The following is a 20,296-nucleotide window of genomic DNA, read 5'->3' on the forward strand; positions in this document are numbered from 1 at the left end:
AATCATAAAAACTTTTCATTTTAACAATAACTGTTAGAAGCGGGTTCCGCAAAGGTTTTTTCACAATGGGATCATAATTTTTTTAATGTTGTAAGGTTCAGATAGGGGGATATTGAAGATTATGAAATGTTTTATCGGACTCGGAAATCCGGGCAAGCAATATGAAATGAACCGGCATAACGTCGGATTCATGGCGATTGACCGCTTCGCGGCTAGATGGGGGATCACCTCTTTCCAAAGCAAGGGCAAGGGATTGCTTGCCGAAGGGAACGTGGAAGGCACGAAAGTTTACTTGTTGAAACCGATGACTTATATGAACCTGTCGGGAGAATCAATGCGTGCGTTCCTTGACTTTTATAAAGCGAAAATTGAAGATGTGGTGATCGTGTATGACGATATGGATACCTCCTATGGGCAGATTCGTCTGCGCTACCAGGGCAGTCCTGGCGGTCATAACGGAATTAAATCGATTATTCAGCATGGCGGAACGCAAATTTTTAATCGCATTCGCATTGGCGTGAATCGACCAGCCCCTGGCTACAATATTGCCGATTATGTGCTGTCCAACTTTTCCAAAGAAGAGATGAAGTCGATGAATGATGTGCTGGATCTCACTTGCGATGCGATGGAATTCTGCTTGAAAGAATCGTTCGAGAAGACGATGGCCAAGTTTAATAAATAGCAGTAATTGATCATATGTAGCTATCCTATTCGAAATGACAATGGCAGATTCGGCTAATTTCTCCGAAGAATGGTCATACTAGGATGTAATCGAATTGTCGAAGGAGGCATACATATGATCAAGTATATTTGCAGGCATTGTCATACCTTTGTCGGGGAAATTAATCAGCGCGCGATTACGGAGCAGCAGTTAGGCTTCCATTTCTTGACCCCTGATGAGCGTAGAGATATAATATCGTATAACACGAATGGAGATGTTACGGTTAGAGTTGTTTGCGACTATTGCCATGAGGCGCTAGAAGCGAACCCGGAATTATCCCTGCTAGCCAGTCCGTTGCAATAATTATCATGCGTATAAGAGTTAATAGCCGAGGCAAGTGTGCCGAGGCTTCTTTTTGTGAGGGGAGTGTACTTGTTTGCAAGCTTTAATTGGAGCTTTTTCTGCGGATACTGACTTTCAAACGATCGTGACAGGCATCAAGTCCGAGATGAAAGAGCAGCTCATTGCTGGTTTGACGGGCTCCTCCAGGCAAATTATGCTGGCCTCACTTGTGCGGGATTTGGAGCGTCCGCTTTTTGTTGTTACCCACAATATGTTCGCTGCTCAGAAGATCGCAGAAGATCTGCTGGAATGCTTATCGCCCGAGGAAGTGCTGCTCTATCCGGCACAAGAACTTCTTACGATTGAAGAGGCGGCGTCGAGCCCAGAAATGCTGGCGCAGCGGATTGATGTATTAACCAAGCTTGCTGGCGGATACCGGGGCGTCGTCATCGCGCCTTTCGCGGGTGTGAGAAGATTGCTGCCGATCAAGCAGGTGTTTGAGGAATCGCGTGTCACGATTAACGTCGGAGACTCGGTGCAGCTAGACGAGCTGTTAGCTTCCTTATCGAGCCTGGGCTACGAGCGAGTTGAGCGCGTAGAGACGAAAGGCGAGATGAGTGTTCGCGGCGGTATTTTGGATCTGTATCCATTGACGTCGGAGAATGCGATACGTATTGAGCTTTTTGATATTGAAGTGGACTCTATTCGAACTTTCGATGTAAGTGACCAGCGGTCAATTGACAAATTAACGTCGGTGACGATCACTCCGTGCCGTGAGATTCAAGCCGATAGAAAGCGGTTACAATCAGCAGCGCAGCACGCGCATGAACTTCTGCAAGCGCAGCTGGCTAAGATGACCGAACGTTCAGCGAAAGACAAGCTGCTTGAAGGCATCGGCCACGACATCGAGCGCTTGCGCGAAGGGCAGACATTCCCTGGCATTTATAAATATATTTCTCTCCTTTATACGGAAAGACAGACGCTCATTGATTACATGCCCAAGGATTCGATTCTTATCATCGACGAGCCTGCTCGCTTGTTAGAAACGGCGAAGCAGTTGGAACGCGATGAAGCCGAATGGATGATGCATGCATTAACTGAGGGGAAGAGCTTGCCGGCTTTTGTGCTGTCCAAAACGTACGAAACCTTGCTGCATCGCAGACCTTTTCCAACGCTGTACATGTCCTTGTTCCTGCGTCAAGTCGCGGGCATTCAGCCGCAAAACATCGTGAATTTCGTATGCCGTGTGATGCAAAATTTCCACGGGCAGATGAATTTACTCAAAGCGGAAATGGAACGCTGGAAGAAGAATGGCAGCAAAGTCATCCTTCTCGCCAATGGCGAAGAGCGTGCGGAACGGGTGCGCCGCGTCTTAAGCGATTATCAGATCGAAGTGCCGGAGATTGTCGACGGAAACTTGCAGACGGGCTTCGAGATGCCGTCCATTCATCTGGTCGTCATTACGGAAGGCGAGATCTTTACTCAGAAGCAGCGCAAAGCACGTAAAGTGGAGAAGAAGCTGGAGAACGCGGAGCGGATTAAGAGCTATCAAGAGCTAAAAGTCGGCGACTACGTTGTCCACGTGAATCACGGGATCGGTAAATATGTAGGCATCGGCACTTTAGAGGTTGGCGGGATTCATAAGGATTATCTGCACATTATGTATGCAGGCGGCGATAAGCTGTCTGTGCCTATTGATCAGATTGATTTGATTCAGAAATATGTCGGCTCTGAAGAGAAGGAACCGAAAGTCTATAAACTCGGCGGCGCTGATTGGGCACGTGTGAAGAGCAAGGCCCGCGCGTCCGTCAAGGATATCGCTGATGAGCTGATTAAGCTGTATGCTGAGCGTCAAGCTGCGAAAGGGTATGGCTTCGGTAAAGACAGCTCGTACCAGAATGAATTCGAAGCGATGTTTCCTTACGATGAAACGAGAGACCAGCTGCGCGCTATTGAAGAGATCAAGAAGGACATGGAGAAAGAGCGTCCGATGGACCGTTTGCTCTGCGGTGACGTGGGCTATGGGAAGACCGAAGTTGCTGTTCGCGCTGCCTTCAAGGCTGCGATTGACGGCAAACAGGTTGCTGTGCTCGTTCCGACGACGATTCTGGCGCAGCAGCACTACGAAACGTTCCGTGAGCGCTTCTCGGGGTATCCGTTTAACGTGAAGGTACTAAGCCGTTTCCGTTCCAAGAAGGAACAGACGGAGGTCATGAAAGGCGTCAAGAAGGGTACCGTGGATGTTGTAATCGGGACGCACCGCCTCTTGTCGCAGGATGTCCAGTTCAAGGATCTCGGCCTACTGATCGTGGACGAGGAGCAGCGTTTCGGCGTGTCCCACAAAGAAAAGCTGAAGCGGCTCAAGACGAATGTGGACGTGCTTACGTTGACGGCGACCCCGATTCCGAGAACGCTGCATATGTCCATGTTGGGTGTGCGAGATTTATCGGTCATTGAGACGCCGCCAGAGAACCGTTTCCCTGTACAGACGTACGTGGTTGAATACGGGCCAACCTTGGTGAGAGAGGCGATTGAGCGCGAATTGGCGCGTGAGGGCCAAGTGTATTACCTATACAATCGTGTACAAGGCATTACGCAAATTGCGGATCAAATCTCCATGATGATTCCCGATGCCCGTGTCACCGTGGCCCATGGTCAGATGGGTGAGCAGGAACTGGAAAAGACAATTCTCGATTTCTTAGACGGCGAGTATGATGTCCTGGTTTCGACAAGCATTATTGAGACGGGTGTCGATATCCCCAACGTGAATACCTTAATTGTGCATGACGCGGATAAAATGGGGCTTTCCCAGCTGTACCAGCTGCGTGGTCGTGTTGGCCGATCGAACCGTGTTGCTTATGCTTATTTCACGTATCAGCGCGATAAAGTGCTGACAGAAGTGGCGGAGAAACGGCTTCAGGCGATTAAAGAGTTTACAGAACTTGGCTCAGGCTTTAAAATTGCGATGAGGGACTTGTCGATTCGTGGCGCAGGTAACTTGCTTGGTGCTGAACAGCACGGTTTTATTGCTTCTGTCGGTTTTGATTTATACTCGCAAATGCTTGCGGAAGAAATTGCGAAGCTGAAGCTGGAAATAGACGGAGATACGGCGCGGCCAGAACCAGATTGGCATACGTCGATCGACATCCAATTGGATGCCTATCTGCCATCTGACTACATCTATGACAGCATGCAGAAAATTGAAATTTACAAAAAAGTGGCCGCCATTCGTACGCTGGAAGAAGCCGCGGATTTGCATGATGAGCTCGTCGACCGTTTCGGCGACCTGCCGCAGGCCGTGTTCAACCTACTGACAGTGGCTCGTTTGAAAGCATACGGTTCGGAATACCGCATTGAAACGATCAGCCAAAAAGGGGAGGATTACCTAATCAAGGTGCATATCGACCAGAATGGCAGACTGGATGGTCAGAAGCTACTTGCTTTATCCAAAGGCTTTGATGGTCGTATCAAATTGAACGCAGATCCGCAGCTCTTAATTGTTATCCGCGTTAAAGGCTTGAAGCCGGAAGCCTCCATCGAATTATTGGAGAAATTCTTGGTACAATATAAGGATGTTTTGAAAACGAAAGGGGAATTACAGGATGTTGCCAAGTGAAACTAGCAAACAACGACTTTCTTCGAAAAAATGGGTTATAGGTTTGGTGACAGTCGTCCTTGCCTTCTCCGTGCTCAGTGCATGCGGAAGCAAGAAGGACGCAACATCCTCGCCATCCGCTTCAGCGGCTGCGACAGGCAATCCAACTGATATTATCGCGACGTACAAAGAAGGCGGCAAAATTACACGCGCCGAGTTTAATTCATTCATTAACGTTAATAAAATGTTCTCCCCGCAATTGGCTCAATACTTGACTGATCCTGCGTTCCAACAAGATATGTTGAAGCAAATGGTGACGTTCCGTGTGCTTGCAGCGAAAGCGGATGATAAAGTGAAAGCCGATGCGGATAAGCAAGTGACCGAGCAAATGAAAGCAATCACGGATTACTTCGGCAAGCAAGAAGGCGGCATGGATAAGCAATTGAAAGACAATAGCATCGAGCTTAAAGATATCGAGAGCTTGATGAAATTAAGCTTCTACACGATGGGCAGCATGGAAAGCAAAATCACAGATAAAGCGGTTCAAGATGCTTATAAAGAACAAGCAGCAGCACACGCATTCGATGTAGCAACAGTAAGCCACATTCTTGTGGCGCTGAAAGACTCAGCAACGCAAGCAGATCTTCGTACGAAAGATGAAGCTTTGAAACGTGCGAAAGATGTGAAAGCGAAGCTAGATGCTGGCGGCGATTTCGCGGCGCTTGCAAAAGAGTTCTCGGATGACCCAGGGTCGAAAGAAGCTGGCGGTACGTATAAAGATGCAGATATCAATCAATGGGTGCCTGAATTCAAGGATGCAGCAAGCACACTTCCAATTAACAAAATCAGCGATCCTGTTGAAACGTCTTTTGGTTACCACATCATGAAGGTAGAATCCAGAAGCACGAAGCAATTGGATGATACGCTCAAAACACAAATTAAATCTCAGCTTGCCGAGAAATCGTTGTCTGAGTTCGCAGAAAACGAATATCCGAAGTTGATTGAAACGAACAATCTGCCAAAAGCAGAAGCAAGCCCAGCTCCAGCGGCTAGTCCAGCAGCAAGTCCTGCTGCAAGCCCTGCGGCGAAGTAAGAACTTACCAGGATACCCAATGACGGGTATCCTGTTTTTATTTCTCAATTTTGGACAAGATAAGCGCAGCAGGATGCAGAGCTAAATAAAGTAAATGGCTACGTAAGGCGACTGCATAGAAGATTGGGAAGTGAAGAATACTATGGATAGATTTCAAGTTCCCACCAAATCCCGATCTAGCATACAAGGTTTCATGCTCGTGTCGTATCTAATTCGAAAGCGGAAAGTGAGGCATCTAGAGGTATGAAAGCAACTGGAATTGTCCGTCGGATAGATGATTTAGGGAGAGTTGTAATCCCCAAGGAAATACGGCGCACCCTACGCATTCGTGAAGGTGACCCTTTGGAGATTTTCGTTGATCGTGATGGAGAAGTGATTCTGAAGAAATATTCACCGATTGGAGAGCTCGGTGATTTCGCGAAAGAATATGCCGAGTCGTTATTTGAAAGCACGAACCATGTCGCCTTAATCTCAGATCGTGATTCCATCATTGCCATGGCTGGAGGCTCTAAGAAGGATTATTTAGAGAAATCCGTTGGGTCTATAATTGAGAGCTGTATGGAGAATCGCAAAGCGGTAATTGAAAGCAACTCAGGGCAATTTGAAATCATTAAAGACGCAAATGAAACGTTCACATCCTTCGTCGCAGCGCCAATTGTAGCAGGAGGCGATCCGATTGGCTCAGTCATCCTGATTTCGAAAGACGAGAACGTGAAGATGGGGAATATGGAAGTGAAAATGGTCGAGACAGCAGCAGGCTTTCTGGCCAAGCAGATGGAGCAATGAACACATAAACCCAAACCGAGGCTTCCTTACGAAGATGGCGACCATCTGTAAGCGAAGCTTTTTTGTTTGTCGAGGCAGATTTCGTTATAATACGAAGATAGTTATGATGTCGGGGAAGAGGAGTCTGGCCATGGGGGTCATCGGTGAGGAGAGGGCAGTTCCGCCCGAGAAGCCAGGATTTGCAGGCAAGCAGGGGGATAAGCTATTAAAGGGTGCTGCATGGCTAGGCGCGGCTACTGTCATTTCAAAGCTGTTAGGAACGTTACAGAAGATTCCGCTGCAAAATGTAGCGGGGGACGTGGCTTTTGGTATTTATAATGCGGTTTATCCGCTCTATATTTTGATCTTATTTGCGGCTACAGCGGGGTTTCCCGTAGCGGTAGCAAAGTTTGTTAGCGAGCGCGTCGTGGCAGGGGATCATCAAGGCGCGAGGCGAATCGTGTATATTTCGACTGGTGTATTGATGCTGGCGGGTGTGGCGCTGTTTCTACTGCTATATCTGGGTGCTGAAACTCTCGCTGGTTGGATGGGGATTCCGCAAACGGTGACAGCGATCCGAAGTGTATCCTTCGCTTTGCTGTTATCTCCGTTGCTGGCTGTCCTCCGCGGATATTTCCAAGGGTATCAGAATATGGTGCCGACGGCCGTCTCCCAAGTCATTGAGCAGTTCATTCGCGTGATTACGATGGTCGCGCTCTTATTATATTTAGTTGCGCTTGCTTACGATGAGGCGTGGATTGCTGCGGGTGCCACCTTCGGTTCTGTCACGGGAGCGGGTGCAGGATTGATTGTAATGGCCGTGTATTGGCGCAAGTCGCTGCGGGAAGAGCGAGGGAAGGTCGTCGAAGAACGAGAGGTAGGAGCTGAGGGAGAGTTAGGCGAGGAGGAGGAGCGAACGGGGGATAGAGAGCTATCCTCCTGGGCGTGGGTGAAGAGGATTACCTTGTATGCGATTCCAGTGTGCCTTGGTGCGATCGTCGTTCCTTTATTGACGATTGTGGATACGTTCACAATGCCGCGTCTCTTGAAAGCCACACTAGGCAGCGAGCTGGAGGCGATGCGCCAATTCGGTTTGTACAATCGCGGGCTACCGCTCGTACAGCTCGTTGTGATGATCGCTTCTACGATGTCGGCGGCCATTGTGCCTGCGATTGCCGAGGCCAAGGCGAGAGGCCAGAGCGGCAGCATTGATTTCCGCGCGGAAATGTCGATCCGACTCGCGTGGCAGATTGGTCTAGGCGCCTCGTTTGGGCTGGCGTTCGCGGCAGTGCCCATCAACGTCATGCTTTATACGAACGCCGAGGCGAGCTGGACCATGGCCGTGTTGGCTTTCACGGCCTTGTTTAGTACATTGAACGCGGTCACGGCCAGCGTTCTCCAAGGCGCCGGCGCGATCCGCACGCCGGCGAATGCCCTGCTCGTTGCCATCGTGCTGAAAGCACTTGGCAACGTGTGGCTGATGCCCCGCTGGGGCATCGACGGCGCCGCACTTAGCGCGGTGATCGCCTACGCCGCTGCGGCGGGGCTGAATCTGGTGCAGCTGCGCCGCTGCACCGGGGTGCGCTTCGCGCTGCGGCCGTACGCCGTCAGTCCCGCGCTGGGCGTGGGACTGATGGGCGGCGGCCTCGCAGCGCTGCAAGGGCTGGCCATGCTCGCTAGCGCGGCATGGCACGTGCCTGAGCGATGGGGCGCGAGCGCCATCGCCATCATTGGCGTAGCCGGCGGCGCGGCCGTCTACGGGCTGGCGCTGCTGCGCAGCGGGGGCATCAGCCGCGACGAGCTGCGGCTGATGCCGGAGCTGGACCGGAAGTTGGCGCCGGTCCTGGCGAAGCTCGGGCCGCGGAGGGCTCCGCGCGGCCCTGCCGATCCCGAGTAGCGGCTGTTTCACGTGCCGCTATTTCCGCCTAACTCTCTGGCCCGGAAGGCCTGCGCGTAGTCGAGATATTCGGCTTTTCCGCCTAACTCTCGCTCGGAAGGCCTGCGCGTAGTCGAGATATTCGGCTTTTCCGCCTAACTCTCGCCCGGAAGGCCTGCGCGTAGTCGAGATATTCGGCTTTTCCGCCTAACTCTCGCCCAGAAGGCCTGCGTGTACCTGAGATAGTCGGCTTTTCCGCCTAACTCTCGCCCGGAAGGCCTGCGCGTAGTCGAGATAGTCGACTTTTCCGCCTAACTCTCGCCTGGAAGGCCTGCGCGTAGTCGAGATAGTCGGCTTTTCCGCCTAACTCTCGCCCGGAAGGCCTGCGCGTAGTCGGGATAGTCGGCTTTTCCGCCTAACTCTCGCCCAGAAGGCCTGCGTGTACCCGAGATAGTCGGTTTTTCCGCCTAACTCTCGCCCAGAAGGCCTGCGCGTACCCGAGATAGTCGGCCTATAACCATCAATCAGGAGGTGCCATCCCATGTCATCAAGCCAACCGCGTATTACTGTCCTCGGACTCGGGACAGGAGATGAAGATCAATTAACGTTAGGCGTCTGGAAAAAGCTCCAGCAAGCAGCAAAGTCGGAAACGGAGCTATTCCTGCGGACAAAGGATCACCCAATGGTTCAATTACTAGATAACAATGCGATCCCCTACGAGACGTTTGATGCTAACTATGTGTCCCACGCCTCATTCGAGGGCGTCTACGAATCCATCGCAGAAGAACTTATCTCAACCGCGAAAAGCCATACAGCGGAAGTGCTATACGCCGTGCCAGGCCATCCTATGGTTGCTGAGTACACGGTGCAGCTATTAAAACAACGCTGCCCTTCCGAAGGAATCGAGCTCCAGATCACAGGCGGCGAGAGCTTCTTAGACCAAGCTTTCCTACGCTTTGGCTTCGACCCCATCGAAGGCTTCCAGCTGCTGGATGCCACGAGTCTGAATCGCTACACATTGAATCCCTTGATGCATACGGTGATCGGCCAAGTGTATGACACGTATACAGCTTCTGATCTTAAAATCAGTCTCATGGAATCCTATCCGGATGAATACCGCGTCGTGGTCGGTCATGCACTAGGTGTTGCGGGGCAAGAGCAGATCATCGAAGTACCGCTTCATGAGCTGGACCATGTGAAGGGCTACGGCAATCTATCTCTGGTGTGGGTTCCGCGCAGCGAGCAGGAAGAGCCGTTTAATCGCACATTTGGCCGATTGCATGAGATTATTCAAACCCTTCGCAGCCCAGGTGGCTGCCCATGGGATCAAGAGCAGACGCACGAAAGTCTGCGCAAAAATCTCATCGAAGAAGCCTACGAGGTGCTTGAGACGATCGATGAGGATGATCCAGAGCATATGTGCGAGGAGCTTGGCGATCTGCTCCTGCAAGTGATGCTGCATGCCCAAATGGAAGAAGAGGTCGGCACCTTCACGGTGTACGATGTCATTGCGACCTTGAATGAGAAGCTAATTCGCCGACATCCGCACGTATTCGGGGAAAAGGCCGTAGAGGATGCAGACGAAGCGCTGGTGAACTGGAATGCGATTAAGGCGGAGGAGAAGCGCAAGAAGGGCATCGACGTCACAAAGCAATCCGTCCTAGATGGCATTCCGCGTGAGCTGCCAGGACTTATGAAGGCGATTAAGCTGCAGAAGAAAGCGGCGACAGTCGGTTTTGATTGGACGGAGTTGTCGGATGTACTAGCGAAAGTGGAAGAGGAGTTCGCTGAACTTCGTGAAGCGATAGCGAATCCAGCCCAAGAGGATAATCAAAATCGCCGCGATGAGCTGGGGGATGTCCTTTTCTCTATCGTCAATGTTGCTAGATTTCTGAAAATAGACCCCGAAGAAGCACTATCGCACACAAATCGCAAATTTATTCAGAGATTTACGTATATGGAGGAACAACTACGTTTAAGAGGGCAATCTTTTGAACAGACTGAGTTATCAGAGATGGAATTTTATTGGCAGGAAGCAAAAAAAGTTACAAAACTTGATCTTACTTAGAAGGATTTTGCCGAAAAAAGCAGAATACTAGACTTGTTGCAAGGAAAAATCATGAAATGTAACCACAATTGGTACATAGAAGAGTTGATCTTCAAACATTTTGGGAGGTAAATAACCACATGAACAAAACGGATCTAATCAACAACATTGCAGAAAAAAGCGGACTTACTAAGAAAGATGTAGAAGTTGTTCTAAACGGATTCCTAGGTGAAGTGACAGACGCTCTTTCATCCGGAGATAAAGTACAATTGATTGGTTTCGGTACTTTCGAAACTCGCAAACGTTCTGGCCGTACGGGTCGTAACCCGCAAACAGGTAACCCAATCGAAATCGCAGAATCCAACGTTCCTGCTTTTAAAGCTGGCAACAAGCTTAAAGACGCTGTAAAATAATGCGGATCGATAAATTTCTCAAGGTATCTCGACTGATCAAACGTCGCACGGTTGCGAAGGATGTGTCCGATCAAGGGCGCGTATGGATCAACGGTAGAGACGCTAAAGCGAGTACGCAAGTGAAAGTCGGCGATGAGCTGGCGATCCAGTTCGGTCAAAAGAAGGTAACCATTCGCGTGGAACTTCTGTCCGAGTCGACCCGTAAGGAAGATGCGGCCAAGATGTTTACACTGTTGAAGGAAGAGCCTTTCCAATCCGAATAAAGCATATCTGTGAAAATAGTCTGGGATTCCTGCAGAGGGGATTTCAGGCTATTTTTTCATAGGAAAAAGGTCAAGCCCCAGTTCTAAGACAGAACATCCTCCCATATCATAATGATAGATGAAGGAGGGGTACAGGCCATGATCGAACCCGTAAAGAACAACAAGCGACAAGAAATCAAAATGCTGAATCGCAAACTCTTGGAGATATCCGGAGTTTTGAATGTTGAAAGCTTTGATAGCGAAGAATTCCTCCTGGAAACAGAAATGGGCTACTTGATGATCAAGGGGCAGAATTTGCACATCAAGAATTTGAGCTTGGAGCAAGGATTAGTCGCCATTGAAGGTATTATTCATGAATTAGCCTACGTGGACGGGAACACCCAGGAGAAATCCAAAGGGTTCCTAGGTAAGCTGTTCAAGTGACGCTTCACGTTCAGTTCCATACGATTTTCATGATGTTCCTAAGCGGAGTCAGCATAGGGGCCATCTTTGATGTGTTCCGTGTGCTCTCTGGCAAGCTGCGATTACCGCGATGGGCCATCCCGATTGTAGACGGTATTTATTGGATTGTGGCGACAATCCTCGTGTTCAAGATCCTCATTTATAGCAATGAAGGACAAGTACGTATGTTTATTTTCCTCGGTATCGGTATCGGCATTTGCTTCTATTTCGCTTTCCTGAGCAGTTGGGTGATCAAGCTTACGCTGGTCCTGATTCGCATCATTGTGGCAATTTACCGCTTCCTTAAGAAGACTGTCGAAATACTAATCATTAAACCGATTATTGCCTTATATCGTCTAACGGTGATAATTTTAGGCTTTTTGCTTGCTGTAGCTATATTCCTTTACAAAATTGTGCTACAATTGCTACATCCTTTGTGGAAATTATTCCTCTGGATGACTAAACCTGTGCATAAGTACTTGGTAATCCCTAGCTGGCTGAAGAAGCTGATAGGGCGAATCGTAGCGCTGTATCACAGGATATTCTCGAAGTAGGAGGAATTCCTATTCATGCAGGCTCAAGCAACCGTATCAACCAAGCGCAGCAGCCGGGTAGGCTCGAAGCGAAGACTGCGTTTCCTTTTCATCGGCGTCTTATGTTTTATGAGCTGGGCTTCTGTTAACATTTGGGATCAGTTCGCCAAGCTGCACGAGAAGCAGAGTGTCGTAGCGAACATGGAGCAGCAGCTTGTCGAGTCGAAGAAAGTAAATGCCGATCTGACGAAGGAAGTCGCAAGGCTGCATAACGATGAATATGTATCTCAGATTATTCGCCGGGATTATCACTACAGCAAATCGGGAGAGACACCTTTGAGTGGCTCGAAGTCGCAATAACATACGGAACGAGAAAGTGGCGAATGCCGTGTTGACCGTGGTTTCTGCATCGGTTATAATCGGCGTAGCCAGTGTTTTCAACATTTTAAGGGAGGAACATTTTACTTTATGGCAATTGAAGTTGGCACCAAGTTAGAGGGAAGAGTGACGGGGATTACTCACTTTGGAGCATTCGTCGAGCTTGCTGAAGGAGTTACCGGTCTTGTTCACATTTCGGAGATCGCGGACAATTATGTGAAGGACGTTAATGACCACTTGAAGCTGGAAGACAAGGTAACGGTCAAAGTAATTAACGTGGACAAGGATGGCAAGATCGGACTGTCGATCAAGCAAACGATTGACAAGCCAGTTGAGGAAAGACCAGCTCGTCCTGAACGTACAGGTGGCAGCAGCTATCAAGGTCGCCCTAGCGGAGATCGTCCAAGCGGCGGTTACCAAGGTGGTCGTCCGAGTGGTGGCGGAGAACGTAGTGGTCCTCCTAGCGGTGGTTTCGGTGGTGGCGGCGGTCGTCCAAGCGGCGGCGGTGGCTTCAATCGTGGCGGCGGCGGTGGTGGTCGCGGCGGCTTTAACAAGCAGCAAGGCGGAGCAAGACCGTTTTCGTTCGAAGATAAAGTATCTCGTTTCCTTAAAGATAGTGAAGAGCGGATTTCGTCCTTGAAGAAGAACACCGAGTCCAAACGCGGTGGCCGAGGCGGAAGAAGAGACTAATAGATGCAGATGATGAACCACATTCGCTGAGGCGGGTGTGGTTTTTCTCATTTACGCGCCAAATCAATCGACATGGAGTTACGGGTATCTCCCGCATACGCAGGGCGAAAGTTCGAGGTATTCAGACTTTTGGAAACGTTTTCAATATAAGAAAGCGAGAGTAGGCAAGGGCTGAGGCCTGTTGACAAAGGATTCGGGACATGTCGGAAATTTCTTTGAATCTAGCAACTCATTCTGACAAACTTTCTGCTAGATTGTCTCTATACTAGAGAAACAAATAAGGGAAGAAATGGATGGTGTTCGAGAATATGCAAAGACGAAGCTTAAGCACGTTGATCGGTAGCGGGTGGTCGGGTATTTGGCAGAAAGCGAAAGTAGGCGTTCACAGTGCAGCTGTGGAGAATCGATGGGTTCAAGCTTTTGTTGCTAAGAAGTGGTCCTTGCTGCTGATCGTCATGGGCTTCTTGCTAGGTCGCGCGATGATTCTGGAACAGCTGTCCCCCTTTGCGCTGGCCTTTATTGCGGTTATTTATTTTACGAGGAAGGATATTCTGCATTGGGTCGGCGTTGCGGCCTTCGCGGGAAGCATGTTAGCTGTAAATGGGAATACGGGGTATTTGGTCACAGAGATTATCGTATTCTTGCTCATCCAGAAGGCGCTGGAAAAGTATGAACGATCCGAGTTATCGTTGGCGCCGCTTCTGGTCTTCAGCTCGACCTTCCTGGTACAGCTGTTCGCTGAGCTCGTTGTGTCCAACCTTACGTGGTACTCCCTGATGATGATAACGGTAGAGGCGCTGCTCAGTCTGGTGCTGACGCTCATTTTCATACAAGCGATACCTGTGTTCACCCTCACACGCAAAAACTACCATCTAAAGCATGAGGAAATTATTTGTTTAATTATTCTTCTGGCATCGGTGATGACGGGGACGGTTGGATGGATTATCGGTCCAGTGACCGTGGAGCATGTGTTATCGCGCTATTTGATCTTATTGTTTGCCTTGGTTGGGGGAGCGCCATTCGGAGCATCGGTCGGTGTGGTGACGGGATTGATCCTCAGCTTGGCGAATAGCAATGCGATCTACCAAATGAGTTTATTAGCGTTCTCAGGTATGCTCGCAGGCTTACTGAGGGAGGGGAATCGTATGATGGTCGCCTTTGGGATGCTGCTAGGGTCATCCATTCTCTCTTTCTATATGGGATCGAGTGTCGATGTGATCCATTCTGCGTGGGAGTCGCTCGCGGCGGTCACGCTGTTCCTCCTCACGCCAAGGAGCCTGATTCTCATGCTGGCGAAATATGTGCCTGGGACGCAAGAGAATTTGAAATCCCAGCAGGACTATGCCAAAAGAGTGCGGGATGTCACCGCTGGTCGCGTGGAACAGTTCTCGGAGGTATTTCGGCAGCTGGCGCGCAGCTTTAAGCAGTTAACGAACGAAGATGCGGCGAGCCGCAAGGAGGAGGAAGTCGGGCATTTCATGAATGCCGTTACCCAGCAAACCTGTGAGTCCTGTTGGAAGAAGAGCCAATGCTGGGATCAGAAATTTTATCAGACGTATAGCTATATGACGGAAATGATGACCCAGATTGAGTCGAAGGAGACGATGACGAAGAAACAGATTCAACCTGAGTGGAAAAAAGTGTGCATTCGCACGGAACAAGTGCTAGATGTGATGAAGCATCAGTATAGTTTATATAAGAACGATATGCATTGGAAAAAGCAGATCCTGGATAGCCGGCATCTCGTGGCCGATCAGCTTTCTGGCGTTTCGCAAGTGATGGAGGACTTGGCGAAAGAAATTAAACGAGAGGGGCAGGAGTTGTTCCTGCAGGAGGAACAAATTCGCAATGCGTTGGAGGAGCTGGGCCTGTCCATCCACACGATTGATGTTATTTCCTTAGATGAAGGAAATATCGAGATCGAAATTATTCATCAATACACGAAGGGATTCGATGAATGCCGTAAAATCATCGCGCCGCTCCTCAGCGAAATCATCGGCGAGAACGTCGCCGTGATGCGGGAGGAGATGCATACGCGCGGCGAGGGCTACAGCACGGTCGTATTCGGCTCCGCCAAGGAATACGTGGTGGACACCGGGGTCGCCGGCGCAGCCAAAGGCGGCGACCTCTTCTCGGGCGACAGCTACGCCACAGTGGAGCTGGGCAATGGCAAGTATGCCGTTGCGCTGAGCGACGGCATGGGCAATGGCGAGCGCGCTCGGGCGGAGAGCGAGACGGCCTTGAGCATCCTGCAGCAGCTGCTGCAGTCAGGTATGGATGAGAAGCTCGCGATCAAGTCGCTGAACTCGGTGTTGATGCTGCGTTCATCTGACGAGATGTATGCGACGGTTGATATGGCGCTTATCGATATGTACAACGCGAACACGACGTTTATGAAGATTGGCTCCACGCCAAGCTTCATCAAGCGCGGTAACGAGGTCATCGCGATCTCGGCGAACAATTTGCCTGTGGGCATTTTAAACGAAATCGATGTGGATCTGGTGTCCATCCCCCTTCAATCGGGCGACATCCTGGTGATGATGACCGATGGCATTTATGATGCGCCTGGTCACGCCGTGAACAAGGAGATGTGGATGAAGCGGATGATTCAAGAGATTGATACGACGCTGCCGCAAGATTTTGCGGACTGCTTATTGGAGCGGATCTTCCGCCATCATTTGGGGGAAATCCAGGATGATATGACGGTCATCGTGGCACGTGTCGAGAAGCGGCAGCCAGAATGGGCAACGTTCCGTTGGCCAGGCATTACCCGTATGGAGCGTCCGAAGACGGTCAGCTAAATAAACAGGGAAGCCACTCTGGCTCATGTGCTGGTGTGGCTTTCATTTTTTGAATATGAGAAAGGTAGGTACATTTCAATGTTGAGGAGAGTGGTTGCCCCCTTCTTGGTCCTGACGGGAATCTTTCTGTTTCTATATCCAACGTTAAATGATCGGTACGAGACGTATCAGCAGCACAAGATTTTGAAGATGTGGCAAGTCAGTATGGATGCGATGGAGGGGAATGAGGATGGCGATGGAACGGAAGTCGTGGAGGGGGCTGGGGCAGCGGATGGCGGAGTGGCCAGCTCATTCGAAACAAGTGGGATGGCGGCGACAGCGACACCCGTGATAGCGCCACGTCCAGATGCTCAGTTAAGCAGTTCGCCCTTGCCAGTCGTGAAGACGGCAGCGACGCCGAAGCCTGCACCTGTGAAGCTGAAAAATATGGAGGGGATTCTCAATATTGAAAAAATTGATCTGAAGCTGCCTATTCTGACAGACGCGACACTGGAACATATGAAAATATCGATCGCCAGCATCGTGGGTACTGGGAAAGCGGGGGAAATAGGGAATTATGCAATAGCTGGGCATCGGAATTTAACGTATGGTAAAAATTTTAATCGCTTAGATGAGGTCGAACTTGGTGATAGAATTGAAGTGGATACAGGCAAGGCGTTATTTGTGTATAAGGTCGTGGAAAAGCAGGATGTTCTGCCTACAGATGTGTGGGTTTTGCGCGGCAATAATACGGACAGAGAGATTACGCTCATTACATGCGATCCTATGGTCGATCCGACGCACCGCTTAATTGTGAAAGGGAAATTAGTGGAATAAGAATATTTCATAAAAGCAGTATGTTCTGATGTCCAAAATGATACAATATGTATCATAAAGTATGTGAAGGCGCATTCATGAGGGGACTGAATGAAATCCACACAACTGAAACGGAGGATTAATGAAGATGGCGAAGCGGCAGTCGAACGCAATGCTTATTGCACTATTTATGTTTATGCAGTGTCTTTACGGTTTTACTCTGTCTAGTACGGTAAATGCAACAGAAATTTCGGGCAACATCCTAGATAGTGTCACGATGGCGGTTTACGACAGCCATGATGCCGTTGTGACTGGCAATGTGTATGACCAGGATGGCAAGGTGAAACTGGATTACACTTGGTCGTTGCCGAATGGGCATGGTTATCATGCGGGTGATACATTTAGTTTCATACTTCCGCAGGAGTTTGTGTTATTTAACAATGTCAGCGGGCCGCTCACGACAACAGACAATGGTCCGGCAGGGACGTTCGTGGCCAATAAAGACACGCATCGCGTGGTCATCACCTTCAATAGCTTCATTGAATCCCATGACAATTTGCAGGGAACGCTTAGTTTTCTCACGCAAATCAGCACCAGTCGACTGAATGGCAGCACGGAGCAGACCATTGTGATTCCGATACGAAGTGGAGATCAGGTCTTTAGCTTCAAACTGAGGCCATGGGTCACCTCGACCATAAGCAAATCAGGGGTGCCAGAGGGCTATAATCCGAAGTCGATTTCTTGGACCGTTGATGTGAATCAAAAGCTGGATGAGGTTCAGCAAGCGGTTGTAACCGACCCGATCCCAGCAGGGTTAACGGCTCCAGCTCCAGCAGCTGTCAGTGTGTATCATCTGCAGATGCAATTGGATGGCACGTCTGTACAGGGGGCACAATTGGATCCGAGCGAGTATACGGTGAGCTCGGATGGCGGCGTGCTGACGGTGCATTTCACCAGCAGCCCGATTACCAGCGCATATCGTATCCACTATTCGACTGCGATTACGGATATGGCGAGGACGACTTTTACGAATACGGCAACGTTTGGAGGCAGCAATAAAGAAGGTATTCAGGCTAAGTCGACGGTGGAAGTAGGGCGTGGAAAATTGGTCTGGAAGGAATCGACCGACTATATAGCGGCTACCCAGCGGATAGAGTGGGCGATCCATTATAATGGCGGAGAAGTCACGATCCCTCAATCTGCAGCGTATCTCATTGATACTTTCAATACTACGCATGAACTCGTGCCGGGATCGCTGCAAGTCCAAGCGGTTACCTTTGATGTGTCAGGTCATGAAATTGTAGGCGCAACTGTGTCGCCTGGGGAGTACACGGTAACACCGTTGGAGGGTGCTAATGGCTTTAAACTGCAATTCAACCATGACATTTCATCCGCGTATCGAATCGTTTATCAAATTCAGGCGAAAACCCCGATTCTTCAAGATGCCGTTATCGAGAACAAGGTAACAACGGGGAATCAGACAGAAACGGCGATCAGAACGATTTCGCAACGTGCTCTTGTTAAAGATGCACTGGTTGATTCTGTCGATTACCAAACGAGAACGATCGCTTGGAAAATCGAAATAAACGGCGATAGCCAATTCATGACCAATATCGTGCTGACGGATACGTTCCCAAACAAAGGGCTACAATTCAACTCAACTTCTCTCGTTGTAAAAACGAAAGTAGGTGTTACGCTTCTACCAGTCACTGACTTTACGATCGATCCTAGCGTCGATGCTAAAGATGGCTTTATTCTCCATTTTACACATGAGCTGAATGAACCTGTCGTCATCGTCTATCAGACCACGTTCAATTTGGATTGGATCCCGCCTGGCGGTATGTCAGCCTTCTTCAATCATGCGAAATTAGAGTTTTTGTTTATGGATACTAAATATACTGCGGAAGCAGGTGCGGCTTACTATCCGAATGCAGAACTTCAACAGAACGGCTACAAATTCGGTTCTTTTGAATGGAGGGGCAAGGATCCGACGCTAACATGGACCGTAGGTATCAACTATCGAGGGAAATCACTTGCTCATGCTGCTCTTGTGGATGTATTGGAATCCAATCAGAAACTGATTAAGGGATCTGTTGCCGTTTACCACATGACGATAGCTCCGAACGGTTCGCCTTCTCAGGGTGCGGCTGTAGCTGCATCTGAGTATACAGTGAACGAAGACGATCCAAGCAAGCCGTTTGTAACATTCAATCAGCCCATCCAAGACGGCTATATCGTTATTTTCCAAACAAGTCTAAAAGATCAGATCATCCCTTCGTCGGTTGCGAATACGGCCAAACTAACCAACGGAGAGTCCCAAGTATCTAGTGATCTCTATGCAAGTGTTGCTATCCCGCATGGCGGCGAATACCTCATCAAGAACGGCTCCCAGAACGGCGATAAAATCAATTGGAACATAACGATCAATCGAGGGCAATCGACGCTGACGGAGGCGGAGGTGTATGACCACCCTTCTAGTAACCAAGAGTTGTTACCTGATTCCTTTCATTTGTATGCAACTACGGTGGGGACGAATGGTGACTTGGTCAGAGATGTTGAATTAGTGAAAGGCACTGGCTATACCGTGACGATTCAAACGAATCAGCAAGGACAGCAGACGTTCTTGTTGAAATTCCTAAGTCCGATCTCGGCGGCCTATATCTTGGAGTATCAATCTCTTATCCATGCAGGAAATGGAGATACGGTAAACAACGCCGTGAGCTTCAGCGGCAAAAATGTGACGACGATCACGAAAGAAACCTCGCAAGAAATCGTCGTTGGTGTAACAACGGGCTCTGGTACGGGCACCGGTGTCCGCGGTTCATTGCAAGTGATGAAAATCGATGCATCGAACAGGGAGCAGCCGCTCGCTGGTGCTACCTATAATCTGTACCGCGTATCAAGGGAATCGCGGGATTTAATTCAAACGCAAACGACCAATGCCTCAGGTATTGCGATCTTCCAGGGTCTGCTTGCGGGTGATTATGTGATTAAGGAAATCACAGCGCCTTCGGGGTATATCCTGGATGCAGCGGATCATCCATTCACTTTGCAACCTGCGGAGAACAAACGGTTGACGTACACAAACTCCAAAACGACGACGCCACCACCATCGTCTACACCGACACCACCGCCGTCGTCCACACCGACACCAACACCGCCGCCATCGTCATCGCCGACACCACCGCCATCATCACCAACGCCGAGCCCATCCGTAACGCCAAGTCCTAAACCGACACCGCCAGTTGTAACGGTTCCTTCACCAAAACCAACAGATCCAGGATCGACGCCTGTGCCGCCTGTCCCGTCCGTGGAACCGGCAACGCTGCCAGTGACAGGTGAATCCAGTCATTTGTATATCAAACTCTCGGGCGTCGCTCTCGTTCTGTTCGGTATCATGGCAGGCCGTAAGGTACGCAGAAAGCGCTAAAAGCAAAACGATTATGTACAGGAGAAGAAGCGGGGGAAGTGGGCCTGCTTCTTTTCCTCTTTCCTCATATAGACGTCCAACTTTGTGCGCCCTGTTGATTAGACTTTCTTTCAAATGGAAAAACTAGGAATGAGAGCTACTAGAGAGCGAATTTATTCGGCTACCGTCCTGGG

16 protein-coding genes are annotated in these 20,296 nt (G+C 49.7%); all 16 read left to right on the forward strand.

Translation table 11 applies throughout. The features are described from left to right. Positions 1 to 121: 121 nt before the first annotated feature. The 16 genes from pth to MJB10_RS01065 all read left to right on the forward strand — a co-directional run bounded on the left by pth (position 122) and on the right by MJB10_RS01065 (position 20,123). The gene (pth, locus tag MJB10_RS00990) at positions 122 to 682 is read left to right on the forward strand and encodes an aminoacyl-tRNA hydrolase (protein ID WP_314800685.1); all 561 of its coding nucleotides are present in this window, start codon (positions 122 to 124) and stop codon (positions 680 to 682) included. 114 nt (positions 683 to 796) lie between these two features. Continuing rightward, the gene (locus tag MJB10_RS00995) at positions 797 to 1,024 is read left to right on the forward strand and encodes an anti-sigma-F factor Fin family protein (protein WP_056617980.1); all 228 of its coding nucleotides are present in this window, start codon (positions 797 to 799) and stop codon (positions 1,022 to 1,024) included. A 73-nt stretch (positions 1,025 to 1,097) separates the two neighbouring features. Further along, entirely contained in the window at positions 1,098 to 4,619 is a 3,522-nt protein-coding gene (gene mfd, locus MJB10_RS01000; protein ID WP_314800690.1) for a transcription-repair coupling factor, read from the forward strand. Continuing rightward, positions 4,606 to 5,691 (forward strand): peptidylprolyl isomerase, encoded by a 1,086-nt coding sequence (locus MJB10_RS01005; RefSeq protein WP_314800692.1) that lies wholly within the window; start codon positions 4,606 to 4,608, stop codon positions 5,689 to 5,691. The genes mfd and MJB10_RS01005 overlap by 14 nt, the downstream gene beginning before the upstream one ends. Positions 5,692 to 5,934: 243 nt before the next feature. Next, positions 5,935 to 6,477: a stage V sporulation protein T gene (gene spoVT, locus MJB10_RS01010; RefSeq protein WP_314800695.1), complete on the forward strand. Its 543-nt coding sequence runs from the start codon at positions 5,935 to 5,937 to the stop codon at positions 6,475 to 6,477. Positions 6,478 to 6,580: 103 nt separating this feature from the next. Further along, positions 6,581 to 8,353, forward strand: a complete 1,773-nt coding sequence (locus MJB10_RS01015; protein WP_314800696.1) for a putative polysaccharide biosynthesis protein — start codon at positions 6,581 to 6,583, stop codon at positions 8,351 to 8,353. A gap of 520 nt (positions 8,354 to 8,873) precedes the next feature. Beyond that, entirely contained in the window at positions 8,874 to 10,400 is a 1,527-nt protein-coding gene (locus MJB10_RS01020; RefSeq protein WP_314800699.1) for a bifunctional methyltransferase/pyrophosphohydrolase YabN, read from the forward strand. Positions 10,401 to 10,519: 119 nt separating this feature from the next. Further along, positions 10,520 to 10,792, forward strand: a complete 273-nt coding sequence (locus MJB10_RS01025; protein WP_028557378.1) for an HU family DNA-binding protein — start codon at positions 10,520 to 10,522, stop codon at positions 10,790 to 10,792. Beyond that, entirely contained in the window at positions 10,792 to 11,055 is a 264-nt protein-coding gene (locus tag MJB10_RS01030) for an RNA-binding S4 domain-containing protein (protein WP_314800702.1), read from the forward strand. The genes MJB10_RS01025 and MJB10_RS01030 overlap by 1 nt, the downstream gene beginning before the upstream one ends. A gap of 138 nt (positions 11,056 to 11,193) precedes the next feature. Then, positions 11,194 to 11,478 carry a sporulation protein YabP gene (gene yabP / locus MJB10_RS01035; RefSeq protein ID WP_314800704.1) on the forward strand — a complete coding sequence of 95 codons (285 nt, stop codon included), beginning with the start codon at positions 11,194 to 11,196 and terminating at the stop codon, positions 11,476 to 11,478. Beyond that, on the forward strand, positions 11,475 to 12,050 hold the full coding sequence (yabQ, locus tag MJB10_RS01040; RefSeq protein ID WP_314800707.1) for a spore cortex biosynthesis protein YabQ: 576 nt from the start codon (positions 11,475 to 11,477) through the stop codon (positions 12,048 to 12,050). The genes yabP and yabQ overlap by 4 nt, the downstream gene beginning before the upstream one ends. Positions 12,051 to 12,065: 15 nt before the next feature. Further along, complete coding sequence (locus tag MJB10_RS01045) at positions 12,066 to 12,389, forward strand: FtsB family cell division protein (protein ID WP_314800709.1); 324 nt, start codon at positions 12,066 to 12,068, stop codon at positions 12,387 to 12,389. 108 nt (positions 12,390 to 12,497) lie between these two features. Then, the gene (locus tag MJB10_RS01050; RefSeq protein ID WP_314800712.1) at positions 12,498 to 13,097 is read left to right on the forward strand and encodes a S1 domain-containing RNA-binding protein; all 600 of its coding nucleotides are present in this window, start codon (positions 12,498 to 12,500) and stop codon (positions 13,095 to 13,097) included. 308 nt (positions 13,098 to 13,405) lie between these two features. Continuing rightward, positions 13,406 to 15,898, forward strand: coding sequence for a stage II sporulation protein E (gene spoIIE, locus MJB10_RS01055; RefSeq protein WP_314800714.1), 2,493 nt, complete (start codon positions 13,406 to 13,408; stop codon positions 15,896 to 15,898). A 78-nt stretch (positions 15,899 to 15,976) separates the two neighbouring features. Next, positions 15,977 to 16,714 (forward strand): class D sortase, encoded by a 738-nt coding sequence (locus MJB10_RS01060; RefSeq protein ID WP_314800717.1) that lies wholly within the window; start codon positions 15,977 to 15,979, stop codon positions 16,712 to 16,714. Positions 16,715 to 16,841: 127 nt separating this feature from the next. Then, complete coding sequence (locus MJB10_RS01065; RefSeq protein WP_314800720.1) at positions 16,842 to 20,123, forward strand: collagen binding domain-containing protein; 3,282 nt, start codon at positions 16,842 to 16,844, stop codon at positions 20,121 to 20,123. Positions 20,124 to 20,296: the final 173 nt, after the last annotated feature.

The organism is Paenibacillus sp. MBLB1832 (genome assembly GCF_032271945.1).
Lineage (GTDB): Bacteria > Bacillota > Bacilli > Paenibacillales > NBRC-103111 > Paenibacillus_E > Paenibacillus_E roseopurpureus.

What these genes read in the sequence shown, in the direction of transcription:
- pth (WP_314800685.1), top strand. Translation starts at nt 122, where the DNA reads ATGAAATGTTTTATCGGACTCGGAAATCCGGGCAAGCAATATGAAATG.
- MJB10_RS00995 (WP_056617980.1), top strand. Translation starts at nt 797, where the DNA reads ATGATCAAGTATATTTGCAGGCATTGTCATACCTTTGTCGGGGAAATT.
- MJB10_RS01005 (WP_314800692.1), top strand. Translation starts at nt 4,606, where the DNA reads ATGTTGCCAAGTGAAACTAGCAAACAACGACTTTCTTCGAAAAAATGG.
- spoVT (WP_314800695.1), top strand. Translation starts at nt 5,935, where the DNA reads ATGAAAGCAACTGGAATTGTCCGTCGGATAGATGATTTAGGGAGAGTT.
- MJB10_RS01015 (WP_314800696.1), top strand. Translation starts at nt 6,581, where the DNA reads ATGATGTCGGGGAAGAGGAGTCTGGCCATGGGGGTCATCGGTGAGGAG.
- MJB10_RS01020 (WP_314800699.1), top strand. Translation starts at nt 8,874, where the DNA reads ATGTCATCAAGCCAACCGCGTATTACTGTCCTCGGACTCGGGACAGGA.
- MJB10_RS01025 (WP_028557378.1), top strand. Translation starts at nt 10,520, where the DNA reads ATGAACAAAACGGATCTAATCAACAACATTGCAGAAAAAAGCGGACTT.
- MJB10_RS01030 (WP_314800702.1), top strand. Translation starts at nt 10,792, where the DNA reads ATGCGGATCGATAAATTTCTCAAGGTATCTCGACTGATCAAACGTCGC.
- yabP (WP_314800704.1), top strand. Translation starts at nt 11,194, where the DNA reads ATGATCGAACCCGTAAAGAACAACAAGCGACAAGAAATCAAAATGCTG.
- MJB10_RS01045 (WP_314800709.1), top strand. Translation starts at nt 12,066, where the DNA reads ATGCAGGCTCAAGCAACCGTATCAACCAAGCGCAGCAGCCGGGTAGGC.
- MJB10_RS01050 (WP_314800712.1), top strand. Translation starts at nt 12,498, where the DNA reads ATGGCAATTGAAGTTGGCACCAAGTTAGAGGGAAGAGTGACGGGGATT.
- spoIIE (WP_314800714.1), top strand. Translation starts at nt 13,406, where the DNA reads ATGCAAAGACGAAGCTTAAGCACGTTGATCGGTAGCGGGTGGTCGGGT.
- MJB10_RS01060 (WP_314800717.1), top strand. Translation starts at nt 15,977, where the DNA reads ATGTTGAGGAGAGTGGTTGCCCCCTTCTTGGTCCTGACGGGAATCTTT.
- MJB10_RS01065 (WP_314800720.1), top strand. Translation starts at nt 16,842, where the DNA reads ATGGCGAAGCGGCAGTCGAACGCAATGCTTATTGCACTATTTATGTTT.